This is a genomic window from Paenibacillus graminis, from assembly GCF_000758705.1.
In the GTDB taxonomy this organism is placed as follows: Bacteria; Bacillota; Bacilli; order Paenibacillales; family Paenibacillaceae; genus Paenibacillus_AQ; species Paenibacillus_AQ graminis.
In genome coordinates this window covers 2,683,263-2,710,096 of record NZ_CP009287.1, presented here as the reverse complement: position 1 = coordinate 2,710,096, position 26,834 = coordinate 2,683,263, and the positions used below count along the sequence as shown (strand labels likewise).

General features: G+C 44.8%; 20 protein-coding genes. All 20 read right to left on the bottom strand.

The features are described 5' to 3' along the window. Positions 1-10 precede the first annotated feature (10 nt). Positions 11-1,585 carry a hypothetical protein gene (locus tag PGRAT_RS10940; protein ID WP_025705601.1) on the bottom strand — a complete coding sequence of 525 codons (1,575 nt, stop codon included), beginning with the start codon at positions 1,583-1,585 and terminating at the stop codon, positions 11-13. Between the two features lie 13 nt (positions 1,586-1,598). Then, complete coding sequence (pheT, locus tag PGRAT_RS10935; RefSeq protein ID WP_025705602.1) at positions 1,599-3,725, bottom strand: phenylalanine--tRNA ligase subunit beta; 2,127 nt, start codon at positions 3,723-3,725, stop codon at positions 1,599-1,601. 47 nt (positions 3,726-3,772) lie between these two features. Continuing rightward, the gene (gene pheS, locus PGRAT_RS10930; protein WP_025705603.1) at positions 3,773-4,804 is read right to left on the bottom strand and encodes a phenylalanine--tRNA ligase subunit alpha; all 1,032 of its coding nucleotides are present in this window, start codon (positions 4,802-4,804) and stop codon (positions 3,773-3,775) included. A gap of 41 nt (positions 4,805-4,845) precedes the next feature. After that, positions 4,846-6,543: an ABC transporter ATP-binding protein gene (locus tag PGRAT_RS31570; RefSeq protein WP_162165076.1), complete on the bottom strand. Its 1,698-nt coding sequence runs from the start codon at positions 6,541-6,543 to the stop codon at positions 4,846-4,848. 41 nt (positions 6,544-6,584) lie between these two features. After that, a complete protein-coding gene (locus PGRAT_RS31565) occupies positions 6,585-8,360 on the bottom strand; it encodes an ABC transporter ATP-binding protein (protein ID WP_025705605.1) in 1,776 nt (591 codons plus the stop codon). Continuing rightward, on the bottom strand, positions 8,344-10,047 hold the full coding sequence (locus PGRAT_RS10915; protein ID WP_025705606.1) for a B12-binding domain-containing radical SAM protein: 1,704 nt from the start codon (positions 10,045-10,047) through the stop codon (positions 8,344-8,346). The genes PGRAT_RS31565 and PGRAT_RS10915 overlap by 17 nt, the downstream gene beginning before the upstream one ends. Next, complete coding sequence (locus PGRAT_RS10910; RefSeq protein ID WP_025705607.1) at positions 10,044-11,753, bottom strand: B12-binding domain-containing radical SAM protein; 1,710 nt, start codon at positions 11,751-11,753, stop codon at positions 10,044-10,046. Before PGRAT_RS10910 ends, PGRAT_RS10915 begins: the two co-directional genes overlap by 4 nt. A gap of 54 nt (positions 11,754-11,807) precedes the next feature. Further along, the gene (locus PGRAT_RS10905; protein ID WP_025705608.1) at positions 11,808-12,692 is read right to left on the bottom strand and encodes an SAM-dependent methyltransferase; all 885 of its coding nucleotides are present in this window, start codon (positions 12,690-12,692) and stop codon (positions 11,808-11,810) included. A gap of 23 nt (positions 12,693-12,715) precedes the next feature. Further along, positions 12,716-13,717, bottom strand: coding sequence for a zinc-dependent alcohol dehydrogenase (locus PGRAT_RS10900; RefSeq protein WP_025705609.1), 1,002 nt, complete (start codon positions 13,715-13,717; stop codon positions 12,716-12,718). A 20-nt stretch (positions 13,718-13,737) separates the two neighbouring features. Further along, positions 13,738-13,947 (bottom strand): acyl carrier protein, encoded by a 210-nt coding sequence (locus PGRAT_RS10895; RefSeq protein ID WP_025705610.1) that lies wholly within the window; start codon positions 13,945-13,947, stop codon positions 13,738-13,740. 7 nt (positions 13,948-13,954) lie between these two features. Then, positions 13,955-15,499, bottom strand: coding sequence for a class I adenylate-forming enzyme family protein (locus PGRAT_RS10890; protein WP_025705611.1), 1,545 nt, complete (start codon positions 15,497-15,499; stop codon positions 13,955-13,957). A gap of 15 nt (positions 15,500-15,514) precedes the next feature. Further along, a complete protein-coding gene (locus PGRAT_RS10885) occupies positions 15,515-16,750 on the bottom strand; it encodes a phenylacetate--CoA ligase family protein (RefSeq protein ID WP_025705612.1) in 1,236 nt (411 codons plus the stop codon). Then, positions 16,725-17,849, bottom strand: coding sequence for a hypothetical protein (locus PGRAT_RS10880; protein ID WP_155990389.1), 1,125 nt, complete (start codon positions 17,847-17,849; stop codon positions 16,725-16,727). The genes PGRAT_RS10885 and PGRAT_RS10880 overlap by 26 nt, the downstream gene beginning before the upstream one ends. Next, positions 17,803-19,071 (bottom strand): pyridoxal phosphate-dependent aminotransferase, encoded by a 1,269-nt coding sequence (locus PGRAT_RS10875; protein WP_025705614.1) that lies wholly within the window; start codon positions 19,069-19,071, stop codon positions 17,803-17,805. The genes PGRAT_RS10880 and PGRAT_RS10875 overlap by 47 nt, the downstream gene beginning before the upstream one ends. 21 nt (positions 19,072-19,092) lie before the next feature. Beyond that, positions 19,093-19,875 carry a glycosyltransferase family 2 protein gene (locus PGRAT_RS31560; protein WP_025705615.1) on the bottom strand — a complete coding sequence of 261 codons (783 nt, stop codon included), beginning with the start codon at positions 19,873-19,875 and terminating at the stop codon, positions 19,093-19,095. Further along, positions 19,865-21,451 carry a pyridoxal phosphate-dependent decarboxylase family protein gene (locus PGRAT_RS10865; protein WP_025705617.1) on the bottom strand — a complete coding sequence of 529 codons (1,587 nt, stop codon included), beginning with the start codon at positions 21,449-21,451 and terminating at the stop codon, positions 19,865-19,867. Before PGRAT_RS10865 ends, PGRAT_RS31560 begins: the two co-directional genes overlap by 11 nt. 1 nt (position 21,452) lies before the next feature. Continuing rightward, on the bottom strand, positions 21,453-22,022 hold the full coding sequence (locus PGRAT_RS10860) for a flavin reductase family protein (RefSeq protein ID WP_025705618.1): 570 nt from the start codon (positions 22,020-22,022) through the stop codon (positions 21,453-21,455). 47 nt (positions 22,023-22,069) lie between these two features. Next, complete coding sequence (locus PGRAT_RS10855; protein WP_025705619.1) at positions 22,070-23,770, bottom strand: carbamoyltransferase family protein; 1,701 nt, start codon at positions 23,768-23,770, stop codon at positions 22,070-22,072. A gap of 398 nt (positions 23,771-24,168) precedes the next feature. Then, complete coding sequence (gene nspC, locus PGRAT_RS10850) at positions 24,169-25,305, bottom strand: carboxynorspermidine decarboxylase (protein WP_025705620.1); 1,137 nt, start codon at positions 25,303-25,305, stop codon at positions 24,169-24,171. A gap of 19 nt (positions 25,306-25,324) precedes the next feature. Next, complete coding sequence (locus PGRAT_RS10845; RefSeq protein ID WP_025705621.1) at positions 25,325-26,524, bottom strand: saccharopine dehydrogenase family protein; 1,200 nt, start codon at positions 26,522-26,524, stop codon at positions 25,325-25,327. Between the last annotated feature and the right edge of the window lie 310 nt (positions 26,525-26,834).

The window sequence follows — 26,834 nt, the reverse complement described above, 5'->3', positions numbered from 1 at the left end:
AGACACCTGTTCAAATGCTTGAATGCGTAACAAATCCGCAATGATTAAATTCGATGGTCAATGGCTCAGGCCGATTCCACGTTTTGCACCCTAGTCCAATTTGGACAATTTGTCCAATTTCAGAAGCCTTGAATTCCACACTTTTACGCGACTGGGCGGAATGCAGTTCGAATAGGTAACCATTCTTCTCCGTTCTAATGCTTAATGTAAGAGGCTGGGCATAGAGCTCAGAAATAAACAACTCCTGAAATTCACCTGTTTTCCCAAGGACTACCGACTTATTGTTCATGATTCCCCAAAAGTATAAATCCCCGGGGGCTGTTCTGAAAATTAGTCCTGCGTGAAAAAAAACCTCGCTGCTCAAAGAGGAACATTCGATATCCGCTGAGAAACAAAAATCTTTAGCCAGCTTCTCTGTTTGCTGATGCACTGCCTTTGGAGATTCATCTGTGATCCAGCAGTTATACAGCTTATCTCCTGTAAAATTAAAGATTACCTTTTCGTTGGCTAGCGAAATAATCTGATCAGCATTGTTTTCGAACGCCATCAGCGTCTCCTTTTGCTCATCATACCTTTGCAATTCCTCTCGCAAATCTGAAATGATCCGCATCAGCGATTCTCTCAGTGCACCGTCCGCTTGGATAAATGATTCGGCTTTGTCCTCAATGTCAAAATGTTTTCCCCTCGTTTGACTGACGACATAATTATTGATGAGTAAATATCCCTGGGCTAACATTGCAGCTTTGTGTTCATTGAGCTCTTTAACGGTTGCTTCAGCAACGCTGCTTTCGAGCATAACTCGTATAATTTCCGAGTATAGTACATCCTTGTTCTTAATAATTTCGAATAACGGCAAACTGAGCGAATTGATCGAGGGGACCTCCCCACAAATACCGTTCTTCATCATTTCAAGCTCTTTGTATGGCTGCGTTGCCAGCTGCGTAGATATAAAATCAATATAGTCCAATAAAATTCCAATTCGCCCCGGCGGCGGATTATCTGATTTGATGATAGAGAAGACACAAGGATAACCGTATGTTTCGATGAAAGAAGAATTCAGCTGGTCCATAATTTCAAAGGGAATTACAAACTCCTCGTAGTTATGTTCCTCGTTTTTCTTCTGACATCCGTCAATCACCATGAACAACTTCTTATGAACGTCGTATCCTTTAATAAGAAAATTATGCATCCAATCCGAGGTTTTATAATGATTGGAATAATATAATTCCTTTAAATTCCCAAAAACAAAAACAGGATTTCTCCGGTCGATTTCCGCTTTCACCACAGAAATCAAATCCTCTACCCCGTTTAAAAAATTCAACTGTAACCCGCAGGCTGCCAGCGCCTGCCCCATGTAAAATTGAAGTGGCTCCCCTTCTTCGGCCTTTAGATGATGGTTGTAGGCTCTAAAGAGCTTCAGGCCGATATAGAACAGAGCTCCGTACTGCGGCCGGATTCCTTCAACTGCGAGACCTATGGGATTCTCCAGACAATTGACATAATCCAGTGTATAGGAGCTATATAGGGGACGAATATGACCGAGAACATTTCTTTCCTGCTTATCGGCACCATTTCTTGTTAACATCGCATTCCACCCTTTATTGTCTTAATTCGCCAGCGAATTGTTCTTTTAATGTATTAACCACTCGTTCATATACCGGATAGATATCATCATCCGTAAGCGTCCGGTCCGGATGACGGAACACAAGTGAGAAGGCAATGCTTTTCTGGCCTGTCTGGGCCAGACTGCCGCTGGAATAGACATCAAAAATAGACACATCTTCCAACCATTCTCCTGCGGATGATTTGATGCCGGCAATCATTGCAGCGGCGAAAACATGGGCATGCACCACTACCGCGATATCCCTTTGGACCGAAGGATACTTCGGTGCCGATTGAGCGGATATTCCAAAATCGGTTAGCCGATAGATAGGCTCGAGAGAAAGCTCCAGCACAAAGGTTTCCTTAAGGTCATATTGTTTCTGGACATCCGGATGCAGCTGCGCCGCATAACCAGCGTAAATTGGATTACCGTCGTTATCCTTTAAGTAAATGTTTGCTGTTCGCCCTGGATGAAGACCTTGAATTTGGGCCCCTTCAAAGGAATAGCTTTCAATCCCCAGATAGTTCAGCATCTTCTCGACAGTTCCCTTTATGTCATAGTAAGATACTGGTTGGGCTGGGCAATTCCAGTGGGGGTGGTTCCGTTTCCCCGTGAGCAACATCCCCAGGCAGGGGAACTCCTGCGGCAGCTGCGTTAAAACGGGCTCATTACTGCAATAGATATTACCAATTTCGAATATAGCAATGTTCTCTGTACCATATTTCAAGTTGAAGGACGCTGTCTCCAGAAGGTGAGGCAATAGACTCATCCGCAGCATGGAGCGGTCTTCTGTCATGGGATTGTTCAAAAAGACGGCTTGTGGATACAGCGGGTTTACAGGGATCATATTGAAATGCTTAGGGTGAGTCAAAGAATATGTGATCGTCTCATTAAACCCGCTTTGAATTAGAATATGTCTGATGCTGCGCCGGATCCGCTGTTCATTCGTTAATCTTCCTGGTGTTGTAACGCCCTGTACCAGAGACACAGGAATATGCTCATAGCCGTACAATCTGGCGATTTCCTCGATGATATCGACCTCCTGGGTAATATCCCCCCGTCGCTTAGGAACGGAGATGATATAAACAGAATTCTCCGGAATCTCAAATGGAAAATGGAGATATTCCAGAATTGCTTCAATTTGTTCTCCGGATATTTCAGTACCCAGATAGCGATTGATCTTTTCTTGGCTCACTTTGATAGTCTTGTGTTCAATAGGTGCATACTGCCAATGTGAGACACCGGACAGTTTAGCCCCAGGTGAAGCAGCGACGATCAGCTCCGAGATCCGCAACAGGGCAGGGAGAATCATCTCCAAATTAATTTCTTTTTCAAAGCGGACAGTCTTTTCATTGCGCAACCCAAGCTTCCTGGAGGTCTTACGAGTGACACTTCCTGAGAAGTGGGCGGATTCTATCAATATTCTATGGGTACCCGGTGAGATTTCATAGTCGGCAGCATTGGCAATACCGGCAATGGAAGCAGGCTTCTGTCCGTCTGAAATAAGCAGGGCCGTGGAATCGACTGTCCTTTCCAGACCATCTGCAGTCATGATGTTTTCTTCATCGGCAAACCGGATCTGTATCTGGGCGCCGGAAAATTGATCCGCATCATATATATTAATAGGTTGACCGCATTCAAGCATAATATAGTTGGCATAATCAACCACATTATTGACCGGTGCAACTCCCAAAGAGGACAAGCGCTGCTGAATCCATAGCGGAGAAGGCCCTATCTGAACATTCTCTATTAATGCGAGTGCATAACACTTACATTCCTGCTCCGCCTCGTTATTAACCGAGAATGAATTCAGAGGTGAATAATTATAGGAGGACACGTTGTAACGGTTCAGACTGTTGCTATCCATATATCTTCCCAGCACTGCCCCCATTTCATATGCCGTGCCGATGATACTGAGGCAATCTGAACGGTTGGGTGTAAGGTCCAGGTCGAGAATGTTATCCTCCGTCTCTTGAAGCGAAGACTCCTGTCCGTAAAGTTCAGCAGCTGACAGCACACTGTCTACTTCAATTCCATGGGCAGTTAATTGTTCTGCCAGTTCTTCGCCTGTATATCCTCTCAAATCTATATATTCGGATAACCAAGTAGTAGATACTTTCATCTTTATTCCCCTTTAACTATGATGATATGCCGGAAATAAACGACGGGTTATATATGATTAAATTGTGTCAATAACCGTAAATCATTGGTGTAGAAGTTGCGGATATCGTTCACACCATATTTAAGCATCGCTATCCGCTCTACACCGATCCCAAATGCAAACCCGCTGTATTGGGTTGAATCGTATCCTGACATTTCCAATACATTCGGATGTACCATTCCTGAGCCAAGCACTTCGATCCACCCGCTGTTTTTGCAAATTCTGCACCCTGCCTGACCGCAGAACATACAGGATATATCCACTTCCGCACTGGGCTCCGTGAACGGAAAATAACTGGGCCGCAACCGGATTTGCGTTTGAGTCCCAAACATCTTCTGCACAAATTGAAGCAGGGTTCCCTTCAGGTCGCTCATTCTGATATGGCGGTCAATCACCAACCCCTCAATCTGTGTGAACAGATGGGAATGGGTGACATCATCGTCGCGGCGGTATACTTTCCCCGGGCAAATAATTTTAACCGGAACCTGACCTTTCATTCGCTCCATAGTTCTTATCTGCACCGGGGAAGTATGGGATCGCAGCAAAATCTCTTCCGTAATATAGAATGTATCCTGCATATCCCGAGCCGGATGATCCTTGGGAAGATTCAGTGCTTCAAAGTTATAGTAATCCCTCTCTATTTCGGGGCCTTCCTCGACGGAATATCCCATGCCAATAAAGATATCCTCTAGCTCCTGCGTAACCTTGCTGAGCGGATGAACCGAGCCTATAGGAGCCGGATTTCCCGGCAGTGTAACATCAATGGTTTCCTTAGCCAATTGTTCTTTTAGTATTCCCTGCTCAATTTCTTTGGATTTCTCGTTCAGCTGATCTTTTATAGATTCTCTGACCGAATTAACCATCATGCCGATTATGGGTCTGTCTACCGGGCTGAGGGTGTTCATTTTTTTGGAAATCTCGGTAATGAGTCCTTTCTTTCCGAAATATTTCACCCGCAACTCATTCAGTTCGGCAAGACTCTCCGCCTGTAGTATAGCTTTCTTTGCCTCAAGAGACAGCTCGTCTAGCTTGGTTTTCATTTATATTCCCCTCCATAATAGCGCAAATAATTAGATTCCATTCATACTTCGGCGGAGTTAAATAACTCCTGATACAGAAGATTTCGCTGTGTTAATTCTTCAACATTTCCGGAGGCTGCTATCCTTCCTTTCTCCAGTATGACAATCCGATCCACAAAGGACAGGGAAGCAGGGGAATGCGTCACAAAGATACACGTTGTTTCTGTTGGCAAGTTTTCCAGTAAGCGTTGAATTTTCATCACATTCCTGCGATCCAAAGAAGATGTAGCTTCATCTAAAATAAGCAACGGGGCATTCTTTAACATTGCCCTTGCAATGGCAATCCGCTGTTTTTGTCCGCCGGATAGTGTAGCTCCCCCCTCTTTGACGGGAGTGCTGTACCCCTGCTCAAGCCGGGAAATAAACTCATCCGCATTGGCTGCTTCAGCAGCGCGTTTGATATGGTCATCATCAAAGGAATTCGCTCCGAAGGATATATTCTCGCTGATTGTTCCTGTAAACAAGTAATTATGCTGTGGAACATAAGAATAAAAATCCTTTACTTCAGAAGTTCCGTCAACCTGCTTATCAAAGATCTTTATTATTCCGCTGTCATGCCGGTACAGACCGGTTATCAATTTCAGCAGGGAGCTCTTCCCTGAACCGCTTGCTCCAACGATGGCAACCTTTTCGCCTCGGCGGATTTCAAGATCAAAAGATTCAAACAGCGGCTCTTCGACGCTTTTGTCCGGCTTAAACGATACATTGCGCAATAAGACGGCAATGTCTTCCTCTGCAGGTAATAATCGAATTGTGTCTTCTATCTTCTCCGAATGCGAATATGGTCCAGAGGAAGCAAGATCCAGTGCCCGATATGCAGATCCGTAGCTGTTATTCAGTGTTCTCCAGCGATCTGCGATAATTACAAACGGCCACAAAACCTGACTCATCAGCAACGTAAAGGTAAGCACAAGGCCAACCGTCATTTCTCCGTTTATTGCGGAAAAACAGATCAGAAATACACCTATGATCCAGACCGATTCCCTCATAATATTCAGGAGTTGCTGCATAAACACATTGGTGAGTATGCTTTTCCTGTATAACAGATAAGTATCCCTTCTAAACTTTGCGTACTTCTCTTCGAAATAGCTTTGCAGCCCGTAAGCTTTCACTACGGAAATTCCTTGCGCCATTTCTTTAATTAAATTCTTGATATCAGACTCCTTGTTATATATTTCCGAAGACATTTTCCGGAGCTTGGGATTAAATATATTGCTGATAAAAAAGATAAGGACGCCCGTAATAGCCACAGCAACGGCCAGCGGAAAATTGATAAAGCACAAATAGGTCAAAGCAACAGCAAACTGCAGTGCGTTCTCAAAAATCCCGAAGAGCCCGTCTTTTAAATGTCTGCAGCAGTCTTGGACATCATAGGAGGCGCGGGATATCAAATCCCCGGAGTGCCGTCCCTTGAGCTCTTCATAAGGCAACTTGTTTACCATCGAGAAGGTGTCAAACTGGAAATTTCTTGTCATCAAAGAAAAAGAATATTCTCTGAAGAAATAGCCCACAAAGGTAAGAATCATCGCAAGCAAGAAGCAGATGGAAAACGCAATCAGATAGAAGGATAATCGCTTGAAATCGCCTTGATTCAGAACATCCAAAAAGGACTGCTGAACCTTGGCTATACCGATATTAAATGCGACATCAACCATCAATAAAACCAGGCCAAACAGCAGCAGGTTTTTGCCGTTCTTCACATAAGTGAATACTCTCAAGAAAATGGAGGCTCCTATATGCTTCATGCGATATCATGCTCCTCTGCATATCCGTTTAGCAGGTTATAGTATTTGCCCTTCCGGGCAATCAACTGCTCATAAGTTCCCTGTTCTACAATCTGTCCATGGTCCAGATACAAGTATTGGTCCACCTGCTCCAACCGCAACGGCTTATGGCTGACAATAATTAGCGTCTTACTCTTAATCATGTTCTTAAATTCCCGGAAGATAGCCGCCTCATTCTCTCCATCCAGCGCAGAGGTAGGTTCATCCATTACAAAGATGGAGGCCTGCTTCATCAGAGCCCGGGCAATGGAGATTCGCTGACACTCTCCCCCGGAAAGTGTCAGCCCGCCTTCACCGATCAAGGTACCATAGCCTTCAGGCGTACTCATGATCATATCGTGCATATTTACTTTTTGGGCTGCATCCATAACCTCTCCCAAGGTAGCATCAAGCTTACCCAAAGCAATGTTCTCAAAGAAAGTCCCGGAGAATACATACATTTCCTGGCTGATATAAGCAATATCGCTTCGCCATTGCAAGATATCATGCTCCGCCTGCAATGCGGAACCAATCCTGATCTCTCCTGACACCGGTTGCAGAAACCCGAGGAGTAACTGAAGTATTGTACTTTTTCCGCTTCCGCTCGGGCCAACGATTGCGGTAACAGTGCCTGCTTTCACCGTAAAAGAAATGGTGTCGAGCACAACTCTACCTGGAGAATAAGCAAAGCTTACATTGGAGAATTGTACCATCTCCGGCTCACTATTGTTTCGGGACAGTATTTCATTGCCATTAGGTATGCCGCGTTCTTCCTCTATTTCAAAAATCTCCAAAGCACGGGACAATTGACTTAACGAATTTTGAAATTTGGGCCACATCACCATAGCATTGGATATCGGATTAAGCATTCTCCAGAATACGAGAATAAAGGCCACAACGCTGCTGACACCAATGATCTCCTGCTTGACGAGAACACCGCCGTAGCCAATGATGAAGATCATGCCGCCGATACGGATAAAAAAGTTCACCTGATTCGTTAGCGACTCAAACCAGATCCCTTTTTTGGCCCATTTCATGAATTCCGCATATTTGCTGTGGAAGATTGAATCCGTCCGTTCCCCCAGCGAGGTGGTACGGACCACCTCGGCGCCGTCAATACACTCCTGCGTGAATGCATTCAGCGCCGATTCGGCATTGAGCTTACGCCCATAAATGACATTTAATTTTCGGGACAAGTATTTTAGAGCGAAGGGAAGAAGCAGCGCGACAACAAGGCAGCTAACGGTAAACAGGCTATTAATAGCGCTCAAATACACCAGATTTAGAACGATAACTGCAAATACCCGAAAACCATCCATCAGATTATTGTTCAGTGCGATTTGGCCGTTGCGTGCATTGTCGCTTACCCTCTTCACCAGGTCTCCGGAGTGGTAATTTTTATGGTAGGCAATATTGATATGAAGTAATTTTTGAACCATTAAAGATTCCAGATGAACCGAAGATTTGTAATTTACAAATTCCGTGAGCAGGGAAGCACAGGACCCTAGAATTACAGTTCCCGCTATAATTCCTCCGGCTAGCAATAAGGACTCCCGCAGAGCCTCCATATTTCTGGCGGTAGCGGCCGAAATCATGCGTCTGAACACTTCCGTTCCCGCCACATCAATTCCAGCGGCCAAAATAATACAAATGATTAAAAATACATACTGTGGCCATAATTTTCTGTTGATTTGCAACAGGGAGATGAGCACTTTCCAGGAAGACCCCGCCTTATTTTCACTCTGCTTCAACAACCTTTTCCCCTCCTACCCGGAGTGTTACTGCCATTAAATTGATCAGGTCCAGCTTTTTTTTCTCTGTAAAGTGTTCTACTTCAACGGAGTCTTTTTCGCTGCAGCTGATTACAATGTGGTCATCCTTAATTCGGGACCATTGTCCGGATTGAAGCACCGGTACATCAGACAGGTATGTATAGTTCATCTCATCATCATCCGTTATTACATAGGAGACCTCAAAGTTCTGTTCTCTTAGAAGATGGACCAGTGCATATGAAATTTCATTCACGTGATACACAATCAATTTCCGGCCCGGCTGGAGCTGCGCAAGAGTATTTTCGATAAGAACCCGATATTTTCGGTAGATCCGTTCAACAAATATCTTTTTGATCTGCACATCGTATTCCAGCATAATTTCATAGAGCCGGTGCTGAGACATCATCTCATCATTCAAATAAAAGCTGTCGTTCTGGCTTCTTAGTTTGACCCATTCCTGAAAGGGCCTATTATAGAACTTCTCAGTATGCGTATATCCATAATAAAGCATACGGTTCCACTCTACAGGCTCCTGTATGATCCCCCTTGTCTTGCCCTCCTCCCAGAGCTCCGTACCAGGCATCGGAGACAAAATGTTCGCAGCCACTTCATTCAGCTTTCCTTCACGCATATTCCTGACAACAAAATCATAGGTCATCCGCAGATCTTCTTCAGTCTCTCCAGGAGAACCGACAATGATTGAGGCACTGATGGGAATGCCGTTCCGGTAAAGTAAATCAAGTGCATTCTGTATCTGAGGCACGGTTAAAGTGCCTTTCTTGAGGTAATTCAGAATACGGGGGCTCGCAGACTCCATACCGAAATAAATGAAATTGGCATTCAACACCTTAAGCAGCTGGCACATTTCATCATCTACCTGATCTGCACGGATAGAGATGTTGATAAGCAATTTTCCCAGAATATTGCGTTCTTCCATAAGACTGATAATGTTACGCAGTCGTTTTCGGTCAGCGGTAAACAAATCATCCACGAAAGTGATTTCCTGAGTGTCTGGGAAGTCTCTTAGGATGGCAGAAATCTCGTCAACCACATACTCTGCGCTGAATCTTCTAAACCGGCTCCAGAAATTGGTGGAAGAGCAGAATACACATTTAAAAGGGCAACCCCGTGAGGAAAACAGGTTTTGTTTCTTTTGCCACCACGGTTTCATTAAAGAGGTTCTGTCGGGAAAAGGGACCGTTTCCATTTTCTTGATCGGCTCACGCAAGGGATTGATCTGCACGTTTCCTTTATTGCGGTATACAATTCCCTTGACATCACTTAAGTACTCAGGCAACAAGGAACCGTTCCTGGCTCTAATATCCAGAATCTCTCTGAAGGTTTCTTCTCCTTCAAATCTTACGCCAACAGCAATTTCCTCCGGAAGCGTTTCCGGCATTAAGGAAATATGATATCCCCCCAGAACAATGTCCCGCACCCGTTTCCGAATCTCCTGTAACTGCTCCTTTAAAAGTTCAAAATCTTGCGACATGCAGGATATAGCCACAACATCCACATCATCCGTCAACTCGTGAAGCCGTTCGATTATCGTAACATTGTGATATTGTTCACAATATTGTTCGGCATAAGATTTAAGATAACGAATTCCAAGAGGCATATACGTAGACTTGTCATTCTCATTGGTATAATGCCAGAGCGCTACATTCATTTGGACAAGCCCCTTTCCATTGACTTATCCTGTTCCTCCTGGCGAAAATAGATAATATATCTGTTGTGAGAGCGGGAAAGCTCACTCACAAGCGGAGCATATTCCTGTTTGTAAAGAGAGAAGATTTGGTTTTGATCGATCAGTTCACCGTTGTAATGCGATTTGAAGATGTACGGATTATCCGGGTCAGAATCAATGATATTGAATTTTTCCGGTGCACTGTACATATCGCAGTTGCGTTCCAAGCGGTACAAACCGGCGAAAACCCCCTTTAAATTGGGTGAATTTTCCTTAAGTTTATCAATATCATACCATATCTCTTCTTCCCTTTGTGAAGGAAACCCACAAATCATCCATATTATATTCTTAATTCCAAATTTACTAAACATACTTAAATTTTTGGATATGTTTTTCTCGGAAATGCCTTTACGAATCATTTTTATAAGCCGCAAATTAAACGTTTCTACGCCAAACAAAACCAGCCGGCAACCTAAAGCTTTGGCTCTCTGTACAAGATCATCCGTATATTCCCCGCTGATCCGGGAGTAATACATCCAATCCAACGAGTTCAATTCACGTTCTTCCATCTCCGCTACAATTTCCTTCAGTTTCTCCGGTTTAATTGCTTCATCGACAAATTGTATATGTTGGTTGTTATATTTTTTTTTCAAAGCAGCTAAATTTTCTACAACCGTCTCAGCAGTTTTGCTTCTAAAATTATACCGGTAATTGGCATCATGGTCGCAAAATGTACAGTGGCCCCAAAAACAACCGCGTGAGCTCTGATAGGGAAGCATAATTTCAGGCATCAAGTATAATTCAAAATCCAAATCGTTGAAGTCAGGTTCCGGCAGCTGTTGAAAATTTTCAAATTTAGCCGCATTATGAACAACCTGTCCCGAAGAGTCCATAAAGCAAAGATTAGGAATATCCGCTAATTCGCCTTGTCCATTGGAGGTGTGCTGAATAATTAACTCCAGGGCGGTTTCTCCTTCTCCGTTTACTATATAATCACATAAATCGAAGATCTTTCTCTGTTTGTCAGGGCGCACCGTCTTCATAAGCACAGGGATGTAGCTGCCGCCAAATACAATTTTTACCTCAGGGTGTATCCTTTTAATCATCCTGGCGTAAATGCAGGAAACAATGAATTGATCGAAGCTGGTACTGGAAAATCCGATCAGCCGAAGCCCTTGCTGAATCAACGTCATGCATCCGTTGCCAAGCAAGGTGTCCGTTAACAGCTCGCTGCTAACCTCCTCCATAATACTGTCCAGTTCAAACTCCATTAATTTATTCCAATAGTTCTTTTTATACAGCTGATTAAAATAAATATAATGAAAAATGCCATCCAAAAAATTAATTTCATCCAATGTAAATTGATAGAAATTTTTCTTGAGAAATTGTCCGCTTAATTGTCCCGGCTGTATAAAGGCACTCTTTCTGGTAAACTCTTTTGCATCGTTTGCTTTGAACACATTTTTATATGCAGTGTCCAGACCGTCATAAACATCATTATTTTGCAGTTCTTTAAGAATGGCGTACCCCTGCTTATCGATCATCCGGTTGAAATGAACAATATTCAAATCAAGCTGCCGTACAGCGAATCCTTTGGAACGCAGAAATCCGCTCAAACTCGGCAAAGCCAGAAAGGGAGAGTAAAAATCCCAATACGGAGGAGAGATTAAGAGTAAATCCAAGTCCATTACGAAACCCCCTTATTTTTCGACTTATGCGGTTATCCCGGCGATATTCGTCGTTTATTTCCTCCAAGCGGTCAAATAATACTCGTACATCCTGCATTGATGCTTCGCTATTTGATCTTTAAGGAACGTATTCAGATAATCGATATCGCACCGTTCTTTGTTCTTCCAATAATACGAACTCACTGTTTTGACAATCAGGTTCTTGGAATTCAGCTGTGCATAAGTTTTAGCCATATGGGCGTGCCGGTGTGGGAAGACATGATCCGAAACATTGACTGTCTTTTCTTCGCGAAAGCCTACGTCATTTAGCAATTCTTTATAATCCCGTTCCGTCAGAAAGTCCTCCGGTGTCTCTTTGAAGTACTCTCCGATCTTCAGCATAAACTCCTGATCTTCACCCCGGAATTCATGAAACGGCCTTGCCAACGTGGTGTAAGCCAAAACCAGTCTGCCGCCAGGTTTGATTCCATTGTATAAATGCTGTAGAAATTTCTCTTTATTACGGATATGGGTCAAGATTTCAATGCCGTATATCTTATCAAAGAGTTGTCCTCTGAGGCCTTCCTCTTCCAGGTTGACTTCGTTCAAATGGGCTCGCTGCACTACACGATATTCTTCCAGCAGGCTTCGGCACGCTTCAAGCTGCAGCGGATCAATATTGAAACCGGTCACAGACTTGACTGAAAATGTACTTAAAAGCCTCGTCATAGCTCCGCCAATACCACAGCCCACATCTGCTATATCTTCATTCACTTCCGGTTTGAGCAATTCGAAAATATGGTCAACCATCTGGATTTGCTTCTGTCTGGAGCTTGTCTTTTCAAGAGAGTACCGTTCATATCCAAGATTCATAAATCCTTTGGTGCTCCCGGCTTTAACAATGTTGCCTTGACGGCTTTCACTATAAGTTGCAATCATATTGCCTTTATGCTGATCCATTCCGATCCCCCTGTCATTAAGGCTTAGAAGAATTCTCCGTTGAGCCTTTTTTCGCGCGCCCACTCATTCTCCATCAACACATGAATCGCATCGGCACTGCATTCTGCACGTAAATCGAGAGCTTGTTGTAATTGATCCATAGGAAAAATATGCGTCCGAAGGCGCGGTGTCGGCAGAATCCCGTCGGCGACCAACTCCATCGCATCACGCCATAGTTTGCGGTGCTCGAATACACCTGAAATATTCATACTTTCTTTAACCACAGAAAGTCCCTTTCTGTGCAGTTTAAAGTAGTCAAATCCGTCACAGGGGCCAATTCCGCCAAAGTTAACGATCTTCCCTCTTATTCTGGTCCAGTCGATAGCTTTCTCCACATCATTGCCGTCCCGCGTGGCAATAATGGCAATATCAACGCCTTCAGGAACAATTTCTTTGATTCGCTCTGTCACATTTTCGGTAGAAGCATTAATGAAGTAAGTTGCACCGAATTCTTTGGCAATCCGCAGCTTTTCTTCATATAAATCGGCAACGATCAGTTTTTTACAACCGAAGAACCGGACCAGTCGGGTCATGATCAGTCCGGTCAAACCTTGACCATAGATCAGAACATCGCTCGATTCCGTGATTCCCGTTTTCATGGCTGTCATCGCTATACTCGGCAAAACTTCAACTATACTGCTGTCAACTAAAGAAAGATCAGGGTGCAGCTTTAACACATTCATCGGCTCGGTGACTACATATTCGGAGAAACAGCCCCAGACACCTATACAGGTAACACGGTCACCAACCCTTAAACCGGTGACCATGCTCCCTACCTTGTCTATAACTCCCGATGGTTCATGACCAAGCAATACTGGGCCTTCCGTATACATTTCCGGCGATCGTTTACCGAGATAGATGGAAATATCCGAGGCGCATACACCGGTATAAGCTATTTTGATGCGGACTTCATACGGGGACGGCTCCGGAATTTCAGCATCCACCGGTATCATATTTTTGGGTCCTTCTAAAATGTACGAAATCATGTCTATTACCTCCGGGGTTTTTATAATGTGGTTTGTTCTGTGATCCGTTGCTCTACCAAATGAACTAAATCTTCCAATTTCAAAAAGTGTTCCATCGACATATCCTGGTCTTCAAATTCAAAATCCAGCGCTGTCTCTAAGTTCACTATCAGCTGGATTAACTGAATGGAATCGAATCCTAGACTGTTCATCAGATCCGTATCAGGAGCCGCTGAATCGGGTAAATCCATTTCGGGTTTAATCTCCTTGATTAACTTCCAAACTTCTTGCTGGACGGATCTCATCGCCATTGCCCCCACTTCCCTTTCGGTTGATTTTACCGGTTAACCCCCGCTCCAGCTTGTCCACAAAATAAAAGGCCGCCGGCACTTTGCGATGATCCAGTCTTAGCCGGCAATGACGGACTAAATCTGCAGTGGACAATATTTGTCCAGAGCAAGCTTCTATATAGGCGGCTATTCTGCTGCCTCCCAAGTGATCGCTTTCTTCCTTAACCAAAGCCAGATGAACATCATCGTGCTCCAATAAGACCTCTTCGATCTCGGTTGGATATATATTAAGCCCGGCCTTGATAATCATGTCATCTTTACGCCCGCAAAGAAACAAATAACCGTCGTTGTCCAGCCAGCCAATATCCCCGGTGAGCAGCCAGCCTGCGCGGAATGGCGCTGCGGTTGTTTCGGACAAGTAACCTTTCATCAATGTTGGACCCGCTATAGCAACCTCACCGATTTCGCCGGCTTCGGCGGATGTTCCATCCGGCCTCTGAATATCCACTTGCACTCCTGCGATAGGCTTGCCAGAAGAGCCAGTGAGAAGACCCAGCTCTCTTGTCTTGATATATGTGACCCGCGAGGCCGCTTCCGATATTCCATAACCATAAATAATCTCTGCCTGGGGAACTTCAGATATCAAAGCCTGGATAAGAGATTGACCGGCCGGAGCGCCGTAAAAGTGAATAATCCGCAATTTCGTCTCCCTGAACCGGGGCAATAGCCCCGCTTTCCTTATCAGTTCAAGCAATGTAGGAACCGTAAAAAAAACAGTGACTCCATAATTCCTGATTACTCTGATCAGCCGGGAAAGAACCAGCACTTCAGGTTCAATTACAATAGAAGCTCCAACCGATAACGCGGCAAACAATTCGGAATTCATACCGGATGAGTGAGCTAAAGGTTTGGTCAAGAGAACTTTGTCGGCTGACTGTAATTCCAGATAAGTGTGTACACTGGTGGCGCAATGCTTAACATTGTCCTCTGTGAGCAGCACACCCTTGGGAGTGCCTGTTGAGCCTGAGGTGAACAATATTTCACATACATCCTCATCCATCAATCTTGGCGCCAAGCTGCCGGCCGGAGAAGCTATCTCCTCAATGGCCAGTTGCCCGCTTCCTTCGCAGAAGTCGATACAAAGTACCGCATGCACTTTGTTTCTGAGAAGCGTAAGCACTTCTTTATCGATGCAACTCCGGTCAAATATAACAGCAAAGGGCTGCGTTTCGTGAATGATGAACTCGAATGAACGCGCCGGCGTGTTGTGATAGAGGGGAACAACAACTCCATCGCAAGCAAGTGCTCCAAGAATTGCACTAAGCATTGCCGGGGAGTTCCGCATCATCATAACTACATTCATATACCGGGTAATTCCCAGCTCATGCAGTCGTTGTGACACCCGTGTTGAATTGTCGCAGAGCCAAGTATAATCGCCCGTCCAGCTGCCCCACTGGAGCAAGCTGTCTTTGAACGAATTCAGGTCCGGAAACAGCCTGTTCATTCTACTCATCGGCATTCCCCATCTCTAACATCTGCAAATGAATACATTCGGCTTCTCTCGCTGCTTCCGTACAATTTCACTCTCGCTTAAAATATTGTGCTGAAAGGCAACGTCTCGCTCCATACACAGACAGGCTGCGGAAGCGAATAATTCCATGAACACTTCTACCTCATCAAAATAATTCGTATAGACATTGAAATGGTCCAAATTGGATTGAATGACTTGTATATATTCCAGCCCGGGAATCTGCCGCTCTCTAAGCACTCTTCTAACCATCTGATGAAAAAACACATTTCCGTACAATTTTTCTTTGCAGCCTTTGATCAGATTGATCTCCCGGCCTTCAAGGATTGTAAATGTTGGGCCAGGATTGCCGCAACCGCAAGTATCTTCATTAAAGTATCCGTAATCGCCCGACAGATAGCGTGTAAAGGGTAGCAACCGATTCGAAAGCGCAGTCAACAGTAGCCGTCCCGTTACAAGGGGCTTTGTGATAGGATTGTTGTCATCATCAACCAGTTCAACATATACATTCTCATTAATATGTAAATTGCCGCAGGCACAGCTTAATCCGATTGTCCATGTTTCAATTGTTCCATACTGATTGACGACCTGAACATTGAAGTATTCCTCAAGTATCTTTTTCGTCTCCGGTCGAAGATACTCTCCGTTGCACTCGATCACTTTTAATTTGGGGAGATCAAGCTGAATATTATTTTTTTGTAAGGAAACAACGTGATGCTGAATGGTACTGGGTGGAGTATGCAGCCAGCGGGCGTTTGCATCCTTGACTTTGCCGTAAATTTTCAATAAATTCTCAGGATCATAATTGTAAATATCCAATTTATCAGCATCTTTGCCGATATGATTGAATTGAAAAAGATTGCCGGGGCTAACCTCCCGGTCCACCTGCCGTCTCTGCTTCCAGATCCCCAAGGAGAGTACTGCCCGTTCCGGCTTGGTCTTAGCACACCGAAACGGAACACCGCTGGTTCCTGTAGTTTCTTCAACGATAATATCTTCGGAAAAGTACAGCTCATTGTCTGTACGGTCTTTTTGTATTGCGGGATTCTGCACAAACTCAACCAGGCGATCTTTTACTTCGGCAAATTCATTACTGAAGAATTCGCCGTATTGTTTGCGGATCATGTCCTTTGTCATTATTGGAAGTTCCGCAATGGAAGTAGCTCGGTGGTTTCTCTCCATATAAAAGGGCACATGCAATTTTAAATAGTTAAGATGAGACAACAGCCGTTCCATTGTTGCTCCCCCCTTTAAGAAAGCTGTCGGCTACTTGTTTGCAATAGCCGCACTCAGTACAGTTGAACTTGCACTTGGAGCGGCGGTTCCAATAATCTTGGGGATATTTCCTGTCCACATCAATCTCGGCCATGAACTCCGGATTATACCTGAAGCGTGTGCCGCCTTGACCAATGGTATAGATAATATCTCCCAGGCTGACTTCCTCGCCATTCAAGTAGAACTCCATAATTTTTGCGATTTGATCTGTGGGAAGCCATCTGGAAGATATTTTGAAGATATCCATCTGGCCAAACCAATGATGGATATCGCTCGGCAGAATACCTTGGCCTGTAAAATAGCGCCACCAGTTATGCTTTTGATAAGAAGCGCACAGAAACCGTTCGACGTGCAAATATGAGTTGTGGGCCTTCATTTGGCTGTGCAGATCCGAATCCAGACAATCCCTGGTGCAGAACTCATTGAGGATTATCTTATATTTGATACCGGGGAATTCCCTCTTTAATTTTTGAAACAGCGGCAGCTGGTAAACCGAATTTCTGCCCAGATTGATGCAATAAATCGAATCTTCTCCGTATTTATCTACCAGAAATGCGACTTTTTCGAACGTGTCAATGTTCAATCTGACAGATAAATGGAGCTTGATATGGGGAAGTTCTTTCATAATAATTTCGGCCAGCAGCAAGTTTGAGACGGAAAGCATCTCAATTCCTACGTCCAATTTTTGCGGAATATCTAGCAATTTCTTGATTTTATCCGGCTTTAAATGATCTCCCATACAGAAGAAGTTGTACAGCATGTTTAAGCCAATGTGGGGATACGCAGCTTTAATCTCGGTCAATTGTTCTCTGTAAGCTTCCAGTTCCAGTTCCTTGTAATGCTCCTTACCGTTGCCTAGCTTCAAAGCAAGCGGGGGTGAGAAGAATATTTCGGTGATATACTCTTGGTACTTAGCTGCTATTTCCGGAATAAACTTCTCATCCTGATTCCAACCCAGGCTAATTCTGTTGTAAAGCTCATGTGTATATACAGCCATCATCTGTTGATCCTTTCTAGTGGTTTCTGAGAAAATTGCATATTTTTTGCGAGACTGCTTCAATTTCGGGTTCTTTCCCTAATGAAATCCGCCAGAACGGCTTATGGGTCAGCCCGCTGCTGCAATACATATATTTGGAACTATTATTTTGCACGAAATTAATTTTTGGAAAAAATTTGCTTCCGGAGGTAACTCTCACCCCGGTCATCTTCTCTAACGAATACGTCCATTCATTTAACGCTTTATCCGAAGTGATGGACATCCCCCCCAGATCGATGCACCGGTACAAATGATTATCAGAAGGAAGCAGCCTGGCGGCTGAGCTGTTCAAGGCTTCAAAGCTGCTCGCAAAGAGATGATGCCGCATCCTTAAAGAGGATTGAATCGCTTCGATCAGTCCTTGATGATTCTTCAGCAAATAACCGATAAACAAATACTTCAGTGCACTGGGCAGCAGCGAATGGGCGCTCTTAACGGCTCTCAGCGCACTGCAAATTTGTTGATTTCTACTGAAGGCCATCCCTAACCTGAGACCCGGCAGACCAAAAATTTTGGAAAAACTGTCGCAATAAATGGTCCGTTCAGGATCAAATTGGCTTAATGCCTGTTGAATATCGCCTTTGTCCGTAAATCCCGCGTAGACCATATCCACAATAATTGCGCAATCGTGCAACCGCGCCGCATGGTTGATTCTTTCCGCATGATCAGCGGTAAGGATGTAGCCAAGCGGATTTTGCGGAATATTGACCAGAATGGCCCCTACCGTTTCATCAATGCAATCTACGACCCCTTGGGTAAACTCATCCCCTGAAAAAGCCTGGAACAGTTTCACGCCGCACTTCTGATTAAGGATAGATGCAGCATAAGGATACGAGGGAATGGCTGCAAGAACAAATTGCTTATTGCGGTAGCCGGAGCCAAGCGGCGATACTGTGCAAGAGATGACATTGGATATGGCATCCTGCGCACCGTCAAAAAATGTGATATGCCTTTCGTCAAGTTCAGACAAACCGGTTAACGCTCCTGCATGCTTGGCGGTTATTAATACCGTTTCAAGAGTTCCTTCAGCCCCCCCATATCTGGTCAGTTTGTTCTGCAAATCATGCTCTGTAAGAAACCGCTTATACAGACCATATTGATTTTCGGAATAATGGACATTTGCAATTTCACCCAAGCTCATATCATGGACAGGCGTACGCTTGTCCGCAACCAGGTAATCGTTATAAAAATGCTCGATGTTCAACGACTCAAGACTGTTCTCGATTACAGTGTCAAGAATTGACAAGGCGTGTCTCCTTCCCTATGCCTAAATATGCTCGAACCATTGCGGCTGACGTGTGCGGTTGGAACCGGGATAATAATAATTGACAAGCATTTTGTTTAAATGATATATGCTTTGGCGTGAATAACGGTAATAGATGCGTTCGAACAAATCCTGATCATTATGTCTTCGATACAAATAGCGGTTGCCTTGGTAGGCTTGAATCTCCTTACGCCTCGGGTGGAAAGTATTCCAGTAGCCGCCGATCTCCCTGAATACAGAAGCCCTATGCATCATTTCATTGGTATCGATATATACGGCAGCACCGAATTCGCTTTCGGTCAGCTCCTCACAGCTGAAGCATGCACAATCATTCCCGCTATAGACTAGTTTTCGCTGATCCGATGCCATAACACGCTGGAGTACTTGAGGCGGATAGAAATTAAGACTGTTGCAATGGACAAGCTGCATCTCCGGGTTCATCTCCAGCACCTTCGACATATCCCCGATAAACGACGGCCACCATTCATTATCCGAATCCAGATAGGCAACATATTCACCTTGGGCCAGTCTCAGACCATCGTTACGCGGCTCCCATTCCTGCGGGGCAAGCCTGCTGTTCATTTCATTCCGCACACTGCGTATACGTTTATCCATCTTTTCATATTTGCTGATTAATTCAGGCGTGCCGTCAGTCGAGCAATCATCGACAATGATCAGTTCAAATTTTGCATAGTCTTGGTTCAGTACACTTTCAATGGCGCAGCTGAGAACTTCCTCACGGTTATAGACGGGCATAATCACGCTAACTTTTGGCTTATTCCACATTATGTTCACGCAAGATTTCATCTCCAAGATCAATAATGGTTTTTAAGCAGCCCAGGATATTCTCTTCCGTAGAGTTTGGATTTCCAAACATCAAGCGAAGCGGATAGAATTGCACGCTCTTGTCGCTACTGATTACGGACTCATCATCAATACTGGGAAAAGTGTGAACCATATACGTTCCTTGTTCAGTCATGCGTTTATGAATCTTTTGGTTAACCTGGTTAAAAAGCAAATGATCATGCCTGTATCCCGGGGTTTTATACATAAGCATGACGGAGTTATGCTGTGGTTCAGGATTAAGTACTACCAACTGTTCGAATTGTCCGGTCATGTCAACGGTTCTTATTGCAAGCGCATGCCTCCGGTCAATCTCCAGCCCAACATTCTCCAGTCCCCAATGCCTCAGCATGAAATACAGTTTTAGGGATATAAATCCCTTGCTTCCGATCCCGGGAGTAAATTTCCCCAAAGAATCATCTTCATTGCTGATAATTGAGGACCCCTTCGGCAATAAATATAAATCCTTTGGATTTTTTAAAAAGAAAGCACTTAAATTATAAGGCAACAAAAACACTTTATGCGGATCAAGCGCTATGCTGTCGCATTGCTCAATTCCGTTCAATAACGTTCTCCTCAGTTTAGGACTAAACAAACATTGCCCGCCCTGGCAAGCATCCACATGCAGCCATATGTCATGCTTACGGGCAAGTTCAGCAATCTCCGCTAATTGGTCAAATCCCATGGCCCGGCTTTCACCGGCGATGGCATAGATGGCCATGATATCTGTTCCGTCCGCCTCCGCTTCCACAATCTTGCGTTCCAAATCAGAGATATTCATGCGGAAATGCTCCGTTTCCACATGAATGGTCGCTTCCCGGTCAAGCCCATTTTCCGCCAGTTGGATATCGGACAGATCCTTATTGCCCAGTCCGAGAATGTCCAGGCTTCTGCGCAGCGAATAATGGGCAAAAGGCACCGCCGCTATTACCTTTGTTCTTCTGGGATTAAATATCTTTCCTTGTGCTCTCAACTTCTCCTTAAGTTTCTCTCTTGCAGCCAGCAAGCAGGACATGTTGGAACCATAACCTCCAAAAGTAAAGGCACCGCCGCTATTGACGGCAAGCAGTTCCGGATTGGGCAGCACTTGGTAACCAATAATTCCCCGCAGCAAAGTAAGAAGTTTAATCTCCAACAATGTCGCTGCAGGTGAATATTCATAATTGACGGTATTCTGCTGTAAAAAAACCTTGCCGATTTCCCCCAGTAATCCGGCTATTGAATTGCCGCTATCAGGCTGGGCGAGGAAATTCGCGGAACTGAAATTAAGCGAATACTTACCAAGCGTCTCAAAGTCATTCAGAAGCTCTACAAGCTCAATGCCTTCTTGCTTGACTGTAAAACGATCAAGAATACCGTTCAGTTCACCCGGCTCAACAAAGTTGATTACGGGTTCTCTCAGCTTGAATTCCACCCCTTTTTTCATCAACTGCATGAACATGTTCATGAAAATCTCTTTATTGCCTGAGCTAAGAACCAGATCATCGGTTGTTGGCCGAAATCCGCTGCTTACTGCCATCCTACTCACTCCTTAAACCTATACAATGTCCTAGATTCCAATACTCACCCATTACATATGCAATGCCTTTGGCATTCTGAAGCGATACGGCATCGTTCAAATTATCGCAGTCCCTGTCAACAACGATCTTCTCATCAAAATAAGTTTGCAGAACCTCGGCGACAAAAATGCTGTGTGTTCCGCCGATCTCATAAGTCTCTTTCATAGCGCATTCCATGTTGATTATACTGTCACTTAACAGAGGAGCCTTGATGTGTTTACCGTAAAACACTTTGCATCCGGTCTCGCGCAGCTTGTCCTCGGAGTAACCGCTTGTCCTGACACAATAATCTGTAAATTCCGTTTGATTCTCATAAGGGATATTAATTGCAAATTCTCCGCTTTGTTTAATATATTCCCAAGATAAATATTTCGGCCTTAGCGCAAGCGCTATCATAGGCGGATCCAGGTTTACCGGCATCAGCCAGGCACAAGCGTCAACGGTTTCTTTCCCCTCGTATGCGGTAGAGATAATTACAGTAGGCATCGGAAATAATACGGCATGCGGTTCCCAAATCAGTTTGTCTCCCAAACCCATTCCTCCCAAGCAGGCATTAGGTGAATTGTGATATTTTTCACCTATTTGCTGATGATATAATCACCAATCACAAGAATATCTATGTTAGTAGATTTATAACAGTTCAGAGCATCGGCAGGGGTTTCAACAATCGGTTCGCCGTTTACGTTGAACGAAGTATTGAGAATCAATGGGATTCCGGTTAACTGGGCATATTCTTTAATCAATCTGTAGTAAATGCCGTTTTCTTCTTCCGTCACAGTCTGGACCCGGGCGGTACCATCTACATGCACTATTCCGGGCACAACATCAGCTTTATCCTTCTTGACATCAGTGACCATGAGCATAAATGGACTTTTGAAATCCATTTCAAAAAAATCAGGAGCATATTCTTCCATGACACTCGGGGCGAATGGCCGGAAGCTCTGCCTGAATTTCACCCTCGCGTTCAGGGAATCCCGCATTTCAATACTTGTAGCCTGACATAGAATACTGCGGTGTCCCAGCGCCCTCGGCCCGAATTCGCTTCCTTCCTGAAACCAGGCGATAATCTGATCTTCGCTCAAGTACCCTGCGACCTCTTTGCAAATATCCTCGGATTTGCGGAATTGCAGCCCGGAGTTCTCTATGGCCTGCACAATCTCCTCATTGGAATATGTCTTCCCCAGATAATCATTGAGAAAAACAAATTCCTTGGGCGAACCGCCCAGTTCCCGGTACCCTTTAAGCGCGCAGCCGATGCTGATTCCGCTGTCGCCGGCAGCCGGTGGGATAAAAACGGATTTGAACGGCGTACGGTCAAGAATTTTCTTGTTGGTTACGCTATTCAATGCAATGCCTCCAGCCAAGCACAGGTGATCAAGTCCCGTCTCTTTGTGGATACGATTGCACAAGTGAATAAGCGAATCTTCAAGTTCTGTTTGCACCTGATATGCCAAACCGGCAAATTCCTCAAATCTGTCATTCCACTGATCCATGGATAGATGCGGCTTATCCAGTTGCTTCAGCCACTGATCATTGAACGCGTACCCTTCTTCCGTAAATGAAACAGCGCCCAACGGATAATCGGCTTTGCCGAAAGGAGCAAGTCCCATGGTCTCCCCCGCTTTGTGACCATCTCCGAATATGTATTCCGAGACCTCATGATACATGATGCCGAACCCTTTTATTAAGCTGTCATACGGTTGTGTGTCCCGTGCGAAACGTTTGCTTATTGGCGTAATTATTCCGCCCTTGGCTGTGTATACGGATTCCCTCTCCCACCCTCCGGTGGCACGGTACCCGGAAGATAACAGAAATTCCCGATCTTCTCCCTGAAAAAAATTCATCACAGAGTGATCTTCATTGCCCATAGAATCAATAACCAATATCGCTGCTTCATCGAAAGGAGATAAATAGTAGGAAGAGTAGGCATGTGCTAAATGATGCGAAATAGGAAGGACAGGATGCTGTGTCATATTAATGATTCGCTCGCTGTAATCATGACTGCCTTTGTAGTGTCGAAGAGTTTCATAGTAGGCAGGATCGCTGAGGTATGTAAAAATGCTGTTCTGGACAATTAAATCGACATCGTCAATGGAAATTCCTGCATAGTCAAGACAATATTGAACGCTTTCATTATCAAAGTCACCTTTAGAGCATCCATGCCGTTTTATGCGGGTTAGTCTTTCTTTGCTGATCGCAACCAAAATTCGGTTATCCTTGATTAAGCATGCGGAAGAATCATGATCTGATAAACATAAGCCTAATATGTACTTGCTCATAAACGCCCTCCTTGTAATTAAGTAAACGTTCTAAAGCCTTTTTCAAGAATACTTCATTGAGCATTACATCTCTTTTAAATTTTTGTTATCAAATAAATTTATTATATATTTGCTAAATTTATACTTTATTCGATAATATAGACCATTCTAGTACACAACAAATATAGTGTCAATTACATATTTTTGTATAAATTCAATTCAATTCATTAATATTTTATATAGATAATTAAGGCAGCTTTATCGTATTAAGCCTAGGTAATTTATTCAGCGAAACAGCACAAGATGGATGCGGACAATAACCGGAAACATCCATTTCTTTTTGAAGCACAAAAAGACATTCCGATAACCACTTGACATGGTACATCAGAATGTCCTGTTTGAATAATCGTTATAATCGTTTAAGACAACCGGCCGCTGAAATCGCTGTATTCAAACTCCCGGATCACCTTAAGGCCCTCTTCATCGTTATACGAAGCGATGGCCGGCAGGTTCACGCCGTTGAACATATGGTTCTTGACCATGGAATAGTGCGCCATGTCGAGGAAGACCAGCTTGTCGCCGTACTTGAGCGGCTCCTTGAAGGAATAGTCCCCGATGACATCGCCCGCCAGGCAGGTCATGCCGCCGAGTCTGTATGTGTAAGGATACTCCCCCGGTTCGCCTGCGCCTATAATACCCGGACGGTACGGCATCGCCAGCACATCCGGCATATGGCATTCTGCCGAAGTATCCAAAATGGCGATATCCATCCCATTGCGCATGGTGTCCAGTACAGTTGCTACCAGATACCCGGTGTTCAGTGCAACCGCCTCACCAGGCTCCAGGTAGATCTGCACGTCATAGGTTTCTTTCATATGAAGAATGCTTCTGATCAGCGTCTCCAGGTCATAATCCGGACGGGTAATATGATGTCCCCCGCCGAAGTTAAGCCATTTCATGCCGTGCAGATATTGTCCGAACTTCTCTTCAACCACCTTGAGCGTACGCTCCAGGGTGTCAGAGTTCTGCTCGCACATGGTATGGAAATGCAGGCCGTCAATGCCGTCCAGCTCTTCCGGCCGGAAATTCGGCAGGGTTACACCCATACGGGAGTAGTTGTAGCAAGGATCGTACAGCGGCACTTCAATCTCGGAATACTCCGGATTGACGCGGATTCCGCAGCTGATCGCTTTGGGTGCACTCTGCACCCGTTCCTTGAACCGGGCCCATTGGTCAAAAGAATTGAACACTATATGGTCCGTATAGCCGAGCAGCTCGTCGAACTCGCGGTCCATGTAAGCTGGTGCATAGACATGCACTTCTTTGCCCATTTCTTCATACCCAAGTCTGGCTTCGAACAGGGAGCTGGAGGTCACTCCGTGCAGGTATTTGCCGACCAGCGGATACAGTGCGTGCATCGAAAACCCTTTTTGCGCCAGAAGAATCTTGGCTCCGGTCTTCTCCTGCACATAATTCAAGGTTTCCAGGTTCTTCTTCAGCAGCCGTTCATCAACCAGATAGGCAGGTGACGGGAGCTTGCTGATGTCAATATCTATATCCTTCATTGCCTTACGCCTAATCCAGCAGCGTTGGCGAGAAATCTTCTTGCCAAGGCAGCCCGTGTTTGTTCAGTGCATCCATGAATGGGTCCGGATCGAATTCCTCCACGTTATATACGCCCGGTTTCTTCCAGATGCCTTTTATAATGAGCATGGCTCCGATCATTGCAGGTACGCCGGTGGTGTAGGAAATGGCCTGGGAGCCAACCTCTCTGTAGCATTCCTCATGATCGCAGACATTGTATACGTAATAGGTTTTTGGCTGGCCGTCTTTGGTGCCTTGAATAATGCAGCCAATGTTGGTTTTGCCTTTGGTTCTTGGTCCGAGAGAAGCCGGGTCTGGCAGGATTGCCTTCAGGAACTGCAAAGGAATAATCTCTTTGCCTTCATACACAATCGGCTCAATGGAAGTCATGCCCACATTTTCCAGCACCTTCAGGTGAGTCAGGTAGTTCTGCGAGAAGGTCATCCAGAAGCGGATTTTCTTCACGCCCGGGATGTTGGCAGCCAGGGATTCCAGCTCTTCATGGTACAACAGGTAAATATCTTTCGGACCGATCTCCGGGAGATCATAGACTTTCTTTTCGGACAGCGGCGGCGTTTCAATCCATTCCCCGTTCTCGAAATAACGTCCGTTGGCGGTGATTTCACGAATATTAATCTCAGGATTGAAGTTGGTGGCAAACGGATAACCATGGTCGCCCGCATTGGCGTCAACAATATCAATGGTGTGGATTTCGTCAAAATAGTGCTTTTGCGCATACGCTGTGAACACGCCGGTTACGCCCGGGTCAAAGCCGCTGCCGAGCAGCGCGGTAATTCCGGCCTTTTCGAATCTTTCTTTATACGCCCACTGCCAGGAATATTCGAATTTCGCGGTATCCTGCGGTTCGTAGTTGGCGGTATCGACATAGTGCACTCCCGTTGCCAGGCAGGCATCCATAATGGTCAGGTCCTGATATGGGAGAGCGACATTAATCACGACATCCGGCTGGAAGCTCTTGATCAGTTCGATTACCTCGTCCGTGTTGTCTGCATCAAGCTGCGCCGTAGAAATCTTCGTCTGGCCTCCGGCCAATTTATCTTTCAGAGCATCACATTTCGCGAGGGTTCTGCTCGCTATGCAGATCTCTTCAAATACATCCGGGTTCTGGCAGCATTTATGAACAACAACGCTTGCTACACCGCCAGCGCCAATAATTAACGCTTTTCCCAAAATTGATTACCTCCTAAAAATACATTTGAAAAATCAACAAGGCTGATTATACAGAATGCGCAGCAATAAATCAATAAAAAACGACAAAAATTGATACCAAGACTGTAAAATCTTCTGTTTTCCCCGTTAATACTCTGAAACGCATGGAAATACACCGAAATGCTCCGTTTTCCTGCGGATTATTCTTCAAACCCAGTGTGTGTCAAAGCACTATAAGAAAGAAACTTCACGGTCCCGGACAACTAGACTATTGTATCACAGCAGCTGTCTAGTTCATAATACTTTTTGAAAAGCAAGGAAAGTGGTCTGT

Coding starts and splice junctions, on each gene's coding strand:
- PGRAT_RS10895 (WP_025705610.1), bottom strand. CDS start 13,947: ATGGATTTACCCGATTCAGCGGCTCCTGATACGGATCTGATGAACAGT.
- pheS (WP_025705603.1), bottom strand. CDS start 4,804: ATGAAAACCAAGCTAGACGAGCTGTCTCTTGAGGCAAAGAAAGCTATA.
- PGRAT_RS10910 (WP_025705607.1), bottom strand. CDS start 11,753: ATGGACTTGGATTTACTCTTAATCTCTCCTCCGTATTGGGATTTTTAC.
- PGRAT_RS31560 (WP_025705615.1), bottom strand. CDS start 19,875: ATGTGGAATAAGCCAAAAGTTAGCGTGATTATGCCCGTCTATAACCGT.
- PGRAT_RS10855 (WP_025705619.1), bottom strand. CDS start 23,770: ATGAGCAAGTACATATTAGGCTTATGTTTATCAGATCATGATTCTTCC.
- PGRAT_RS10890 (WP_025705611.1), bottom strand. CDS start 15,499: ATGAGTAGAATGAACAGGCTGTTTCCGGACCTGAATTCGTTCAAAGAC.
- pheT (WP_025705602.1), bottom strand. CDS start 3,725: ATGAAAGTATCTACTACTTGGTTATCCGAATATATAGATTTGAGAGGA.
- PGRAT_RS10915 (WP_025705606.1), bottom strand. CDS start 10,047: ATGAATGTAGCGCTCTGGCATTATACCAATGAGAATGACAAGTCTACG.
- PGRAT_RS10905 (WP_025705608.1), bottom strand. CDS start 12,692: ATGGATCAGCATAAAGGCAATATGATTGCAACTTATAGTGAAAGCCGT.
- PGRAT_RS10900 (WP_025705609.1), bottom strand. CDS start 13,717: ATGATTTCGTACATTTTAGAAGGACCCAAAAATATGATACCGGTGGAT.
- PGRAT_RS10885 (WP_025705612.1), bottom strand. CDS start 16,750: ATGGAACGGCTGTTGTCTCATCTTAACTATTTAAAATTGCATGTGCCC.
- PGRAT_RS10940 (WP_025705601.1), bottom strand. CDS start 1,585: ATGTTAACAAGAAATGGTGCCGATAAGCAGGAAAGAAATGTTCTCGGT.
- PGRAT_RS10865 (WP_025705617.1), bottom strand. CDS start 21,451: ATGGCAGTAAGCAGCGGATTTCGGCCAACAACCGATGATCTGGTTCTT.